2 protein-coding genes are annotated in these 1332 nt (G+C 33.8%); both read right to left on the bottom strand.

Translation table 11 applies throughout. From position 1 onward, the window contains the following. Nucleotides 1-322: 322 nt before the first annotated feature. Nucleotides 323-811, bottom strand: a complete 489-nt coding sequence (locus AC1DJR_RS29965; RefSeq protein WP_477004254.1) for a hypothetical protein — start codon at nt 809-811, stop codon at nt 323-325. Beyond that, nucleotides 811-1293: a DNA repair protein Rad50 gene (locus tag AC1DJR_RS29960; RefSeq protein ID WP_477004255.1), complete on the bottom strand. Its 483-nt coding sequence runs from the start codon at nt 1291-1293 to the stop codon at nt 811-813. The genes AC1DJR_RS29965 and AC1DJR_RS29960 overlap by 1 nt, the downstream gene beginning before the upstream one ends. Nucleotides 1294-1332: the final 39 nt, after the last annotated feature.

The following is a 1332-nucleotide window of genomic DNA, read 5'->3' as shown; positions in this document are numbered from 1 at the left end:
CAACAGTATTACTCGCTTTATCTCCTACCCTACCAGTGACAATAGAATTGAGTTGAGCGTGTTGTGTTTTATTAACATCTAGAATTAATTTAGTTTTCATCTTCTGTTACCTCTCTTATTATTTCAGCTGCAATTGCTTCCTTAGTAACTTTCTYCCTAACGCGCTTATCTCTCTTTATTTCAGGTTATTCGTCGTTTAGGTATAAATCCATTAGACAGTTACGCAAAATAGCATATATAACAAACTGAAAAGCTATTTTTCTAATTTTTATTATTTTTCCGCCACAAATGGAAAGGAATCCTAAATAAAAGGGCTCAAGTGTTAACCTTCAATAACTAACGTTTCGTTTACTTCTTTTCCCTCAATTTCAATCGCTGGATTTTTAAGCACTTTTTGTTTGCCACCATTTTTCGGCGTGTCCATGACATCAACTCTCTTTTCAATCTTCACTGAATAGTCGACTCCAAGTATAGGAGATTTTAAATTACCCCATTTTGTACTTGTTTCCCATTTTCTATAAATCTTGTTTTCTACATAACGTAACACTTCATTTACTCGCTGATCTTCTGATTCATTCAGATCATCATAGTAAAAAGTATATTTGTCATTAGGTTTGAAGTTGCCTTTGTTACGTGATAAAGCATTCTTTAACCAGTTTTTAACTTGTCCATCCATTTCTCCCTTTAATAAGTCCATACGACCGAATAATACTTTCCCTGCATCTGTTAGCGGCGTTAGTTCAATATCATAAGTATGATAAGCATGTTTTCTTTCTCGTGCCGATAGAATTTTTTCATATATTGTAATCATTATCGTAATACCTCCGATTTTGTAGATGTAACCATTTCATATAGTTCACAGTAATATCCTCCGTAAGTCTCGTTACAATGCATTAACTTTCTGTGAGCTTCATGCATTTCATTTAGTTCTACATTAATAGCGGCAACTTCATCTGCAATAGACATTTCTAAGTCATCTTTTCGTTTGCGTAACTCGATATAACGTTTGTCCATTTCTTTGATATCTTTCTTAATCACTTTCGCCGCCTGGGCTTTGTCTTCTTCGCTAAAAATAACCGTTGGCGTGTAACCGAATTTCCTTTCGGCTGCATACTCTTTTTTTAGTTTTTCAACAATCTTTGTAATGTGGTCATATTCATCACGTGACGTAACGTTTCTTTGACACTCTTCCGCTAATTTTAGCTTTTCCAGGACCGGAAGGCTTCTTTCTTCTGTTTTGATTTGTTGATAAAATAATTCTTTCAATTTTAAACTTTTCTCTAAATGTGCCATGTTTTCATGACCTCCTGTTATATTATTTATATATAAAGT

The sequence above is a fragment of the Bacillus sp. 05T31 genome (genome assembly GCF_056396725.1).
Note: the sequence above shows the minus strand (reverse complement) of the source record. Positions and strands in the feature narration are given on the sequence as shown.